This window comes from Pseudoalteromonas sp. P1-9 (assembly GCF_001399975.1).
Classification (GTDB): domain Bacteria; phylum Pseudomonadota; class Gammaproteobacteria; order Enterobacterales; family Alteromonadaceae; genus Pseudoalteromonas.
This window is the reverse complement of sequence record NZ_LKBD01000077.1, coordinates 1-4,654: the sequence shown is the minus strand read 5'-3', so window position 1 is coordinate 4,654 and position 4,654 is coordinate 1. Positions and strand designations below refer to the sequence as shown.

The 4,654-nt window shown below is 39.0% G+C and carries 6 protein-coding genes; 2 read left to right on the top strand and 4 right to left on the bottom strand.

Annotated features, from left to right (window positions below):
* The first annotated feature begins 98 nt into the window (after nucleotides 1-98).
* Complete coding sequence (locus AN214_RS21395) at nucleotides 99-491, top strand: LysE family translocator (RefSeq protein ID WP_200911154.1); 393 nt, start codon at nucleotides 99-101, stop codon at nucleotides 489-491.
* Here AN214_RS21395 and AN214_RS21390 read toward each other — a convergent pair.
* Entirely contained in the window at nucleotides 486-1,385 is a 900-nt protein-coding gene (locus AN214_RS21390) for a LysR family transcriptional regulator (protein WP_054981571.1), read from the bottom strand. The two genes, AN214_RS21395 and AN214_RS21390, sit on opposite strands and share 6 nt — an antisense overlap.
* Before the next feature lie 102 nt (nucleotides 1,386-1,487).
* Between AN214_RS21390 and AN214_RS21385 the strand changes: the two genes are divergently transcribed.
* Nucleotides 1,488-1,991 (top strand): lactoylglutathione lyase family protein, encoded by a 504-nt coding sequence (locus AN214_RS21385; RefSeq protein WP_010558335.1) that lies wholly within the window; start codon nucleotides 1,488-1,490, stop codon nucleotides 1,989-1,991.
* Between the two features lie 126 nt (nucleotides 1,992-2,117).
* On the opposite strand, the gene AN214_RS21380 is transcribed toward AN214_RS21385, so the two are convergent.
* The 3 genes from AN214_RS21380 to AN214_RS21370 form a co-directional block, all read right to left on the bottom strand.
* Nucleotides 2,118-3,074, bottom strand: a complete 957-nt coding sequence (locus AN214_RS21380) for a glycerophosphodiester phosphodiesterase family protein (protein ID WP_054981570.1) — start codon at nucleotides 3,072-3,074, stop codon at nucleotides 2,118-2,120.
* A gap of 73 nt (nucleotides 3,075-3,147) precedes the next feature.
* A complete protein-coding gene (locus AN214_RS21375) occupies nucleotides 3,148-3,621 on the bottom strand; it encodes a hypothetical protein (protein WP_054981569.1) in 474 nt (157 codons plus the stop codon).
* Nucleotides 3,622-3,732: 111 nt separating this feature from the next.
* Nucleotides 3,733-4,452, bottom strand: coding sequence for a hypothetical protein (locus tag AN214_RS21370; RefSeq protein ID WP_054981568.1), 720 nt, complete (start codon nucleotides 4,450-4,452; stop codon nucleotides 3,733-3,735).
* Nucleotides 4,453-4,654: the final 202 nt, after the last annotated feature.

The window sequence follows — 4,654 nt, the reverse complement described above, 5'->3', positions numbered from 1 at the left end:
CTGGATAAATGAAATGGTAACAAGGCGGAATTTTTCTTATGTAGTTGTTCTACATTGATAAATTCTAACGCAGTTAGCATGATATTTAGTCCGCTAGGATGATCAGCTACTTAAGTGAATTGGTATTAGCCTGGCTTATTGCTAGTAGCAGCTCAGATGTTGAAAAAAGCCGTCAAGCAACCCCTTTTTCGTTTATGAAAGGTGCGCTGTTTCAATGGGTAAATGCTAAAGCATGGATTGTTGCAACAGGTGCTATAGCAGCATTTACCTCAAGTGGTGGCGACTTATTAACTCAGCAACTCATTATTTCACTGACATTTTTTATTGTGTCGTTTCCTTGTGTTGGCGTGTGGCTGTTATTTGGCTCTATGCTGCAAAACGCACTCAATAGCCAAAGCCACATGCGCATATTTAATTTATTCATGGCTGGTTTATTGGTGTTATCGGTATTACCGGTAATACACGAGATTATTGCCCAATTACTTTTATAATACGTTGCTTGAACCGTCAAAATGCTCACTTATCAAATCGATGACTGAATCGAAACGAGCAGGTAAGTCTCGCTGGTATTTTTTAACTAAATACCTTGGCTGTGAAATTGGTTTAGGTAATTCAAATTCACAAAGCACGTCTTTAAAAGGTGAATGAGCAATGGCTACTTGCGGTAAAACGGTAAAACCCAACCCTTTTAATACAGGTAACAGGATTTGATTTAGCTGGTTGATATAACCGCTAACTGGCATAAGTTCAATACTGCTAGGGTGTTTATCAAGTTGATTAAACACCATGCTAAGGTAGTGCTTGCCATCAGGGTGATTAATAAACCCGCGTTGGCATAAATCATCAAACGATGTAATCGTGCCCTGCCAAGTTTTTGCCATCACCACAGAAATTTTTTCATGGCTTAAGCGCGTTGCGGAAAACCCTTTATCAGCTGAATAATGATTAACAATGCCTAAATCAATTGAGCCTTGCTGAATGTGCTCTAAAATACGTTCGTTTGGTGCAATTTCAAGCTCGCACACGAGCTTTGGCAACTTAACTTGTAGTGCAATTAGCTTTTCATACAGTGACAATGCATTTGCGCCAGAGCATGCAATGCGACACACCCCACTGTGTTTATCATCAAAGCTAAGTTGTTCGAGTAAATCAATCTGCCCCTTAAACGTCGACAACGCATAGTCATATACCAACTTTCCTTGTTCGGTAATTTCAAATGCTTTGCCATAGCGCTTTATTAAAGCTTGGCCGCAATAACTCTCTAACTTTTGCAAATGTTGGCTAACACCCGGTTGTGTCATTGCTAATAGATCTGCAGTTTTGGTAAAACTTTTTGTCTCAACTAGGGTGATATAAGTTTTTAACCATGTGTTATTTAACATCATAATTTTAAATTATAGGATTTCTAAAATTTAATAATTTCAATTAATTTAGTTAATTAACTAGGCTTAGCACAAGTAATTTTTCTTGTTAAAAAAGGAAACACAATGTCACACACATACCCTAGAAGTTTTTCGCACATTGGTATTTCAGTACCTGACCTAGAAGCCGCAGTAAAATTCTACACTGAGGTGTTAGGCTGGTATTTAATTATGAAACCAACTGAAATTATTGAAGACGACTCACCAATTGGCGAGATGTGTACCGATGTGTTTGGCGCTGGCTGGCAGCGTTTTCGCATTGCTCATTTATCTACTGGTGACCGTATTGGTGTTGAACTATTTGAATTTAAAAACCAAGAAAACCCTGAAGATAACTTTGAATATTGGAAAACAGGTATTTTCCACTTTTGTGTGCAAGACCCAGATGTGGAAGGATTGGCTGAAAAAATTGTCGCCGCTGGCGGTAAAAAACGCATGGCAAAACCACGCTATTATTACCCAGGTGAAAAACCTTACCGCATGATTTATATGGAAGACCCATTTGGCAATATCTTAGAAATATACAGCCACAGCTACGAATTACACTATGCAAGTGGTGCCTATAACTAACTGGTACATTCCTGCTAGGCTGATTATTTAACAGTTAGTTAAGTGATCAGCCCCTTTCACAGTCGCCATTAAAAGCTTAAAAGTGCCAACAAATGTTATTCGTAACGCCCGCGTAATAACTTTGAGCTAGTGGGCGTCTTGATTGACGCGTTTGTTAGCTTGTGTTGCACGAATAAATTCAAGATCACTCGTGATAACTCCAATACCCGATGCTACAGCGTCATCGTAGGAATGGGTAATCGATTCATGTCGAGACCAAAGATAAACATCCGAACCATAGCTCTGTAATCTTGATGCGAGGCGTTCAGGATAGCCCCAAAAAAATTTTGTCATCGAGGGAGGTACAAAAAGAATGGTATTCCTACAGGACTCGGGAACTAATCCAGCCCATCCAATTAAAAGATAATTTAATCCGCAACTCTTTACACTACCAACGCTTGCTAACCGTAAAGACGAGTCCTTGTTTCGAAACCACTCCATACCTTTTGAAGAGGTAATTACAGTATGGTTAGATTTTTTTCCAGCTAGATACTCATATAGAGTTTCGAATGAACGTGTGTCGTTATTCTTTAAGTTTAACCAAAACTCATGCTGTGGATACCGCTTGTAAAACGTCTCTAACTTGGAAATCCTAAAACCTTTTCCTCTAAATGGGAAAGTCGCACCATCATCAAACGTATATCCATATCCTGCATCAAGATTTTTCAACTGCTCAAACGATGTTTTATGTACTGGCCCAGACCCATTTGTAGCACAATCTAACGTCCAGTCATGAAAAACAACCAGTTGGTCATCACGCGTTCTGTGAACATTTAGATGAATTACGTTAGCCCCCGCTGCAACGGAAGACGCCACAGCTTCTAGTGTGTTCTCAACTGAATTGATCTTTGATGCGTTTATAGAAAGAGAGGTACAGCCAGTTTTTTTTAATTTTTCATAGTTAACTGCACTTCCGCCTCCTCGATAGGCCACAATCTCGCCATGTCGCTGTAGGTCAGGAACGAACACATAAGCATTAAACACTCCTAGAGCAATTATGCAAAACAGACAAATCAAAAACGTCTTAACTATTTTTATAAACATTTATTACCTGAATCCTTGATCGATAGTCGATGAAAGCAAACTCCCGCATGCGGGGCGCGAATTGATGCGATTGTTAGGGCTTTTTAGCCAAAACAACATCGTAAAAATTGTCTTTAATAAACTTATACAGCCTTAGTTCAGCACCTAGCTCAACCATGTCCTTGATAGGAATTTCCCACTCTTGGAACCCTTGCATTTTGACGAATAGCTTATGCATCGGCACAGTTTCACCGGTGCGCCCTTTTGATATGTACTGAGAGTGGTGAGACTCGTAACGCATAGATTGGACTTTGTTACTCGGAATTCTGATCTCACTGAAAGCGCCATCACGAATATACAAAGTACCGGCTTTAATCCAGGCAGAAGGCTTGGTACCATTTTTAAACCAAAACACAAATGAAGCCAACATAACTACTAGGATAACAATGGGCATAAATGCCCCTAAGCCTTCAGCTTGAGCTCCCATAAACAATACAACTGGAAGAGGCGCTAAGGATGCCATGAAGATCTGAATGTAATTGCGCTCCCTTGGTAATACTGCGTCCATAATTAATATTTACCTATAGCCCTAACGCTGCAAATAAACGGCAAAAATTAGTTGGGTAAACTTGTTAGGCACGAACAAAGCCAACCGGTTTTTGTCCTTTTAAACGACTTGTTATATTTTTCTTATTGCGTAATTTTCTGCTTTTTTATATGACACTTGTAGCTGCTTAGGTAGAAAACTCAACATAGTATTTTTTAGTAAATCGGCAGCAAGCTCTCCGCCTTTTTTGTCACTAAATTCCCATGCTTCAGTTGCATTTGAACTAGAAGCATAACGTATAACATCTTCAAGTAGGGAGCGCACAGAGCTAAATGCATTATCTAGCTTCATGCGTTCAAGGTTACAAACAATTGCGCTGTTTATACTCAAATTATCACTATCAGTCGAAGGGCTAACATCCAAAAGTAACAATTCATTTTCACCGCTATATCTCCACTTGGTAGTACTTTCAAATGCTTCAATAGCTTCTACAAATGCATTGTCGCTGTAGCACCAATCTGTGCCACCAATTTTGGTGACAATTTCTAAATCTGGGTATTTATGTTCAGGCCAATAAGCGCCGTAGCCACAACAAAATATATTAATATGGTGTTTTGAACGGTGATGCAAATAGCTTAACGAAGAAAGAATTTCTTTTTGGCAAAATTCTGTTTTTGGATTGCAAAAAAGAATAGCAACAAGAGTGTGCTTTTTGACTTTACTATTTATTTCTTGCATTGCATTAGATGTAACAGAGTCAACCGAATCGAATAATGTAACCCTTGTAGGTGATGACTTAAGGTCTTGGTTTACTGAATTTACAATATCCTTATAGCAAATTGCATCGATCATATATTGCTGACTCCTGAAAAATATAACGCTCCAATAAGGGGCTGATAATGCTTAGCTAAACTGTGTAGCGAAACGGAACCGAGCCAAGCATTAGCAGTCCCGTTACTTTATTGGCTTGTATGGATAATTCACCCATCTTAATTATTATTTTTATACCGATTTAGGGTAATGTGAGGCCCAGGCTTTAGCTGCAACTAAAGCC

Coding starts and splice junctions, on each gene's coding strand:
- AN214_RS21395 (WP_200911154.1), top strand. CDS start 99: ATGATCAGCTACTTAAGTGAATTGGTATTAGCCTGGCTTATTGCTAGT.
- AN214_RS21390 (WP_054981571.1), bottom strand. CDS start 1,385: ATGATGTTAAATAACACATGGTTAAAAACTTATATCACCCTAGTTGAG.
- AN214_RS21385 (WP_010558335.1), top strand. CDS start 1,488: ATGTCACACACATACCCTAGAAGTTTTTCGCACATTGGTATTTCAGTA.
- AN214_RS21380 (WP_054981570.1), bottom strand. CDS start 3,074: ATGTTTATAAAAATAGTTAAGACGTTTTTGATTTGTCTGTTTTGCATA.
- AN214_RS21375 (WP_054981569.1), bottom strand. CDS start 3,621: ATGGACGCAGTATTACCAAGGGAGCGCAATTACATTCAGATCTTCATG.
- AN214_RS21370 (WP_054981568.1), bottom strand. CDS start 4,452: ATGATCGATGCAATTTGCTATAAGGATATTGTAAATTCAGTAAACCAA.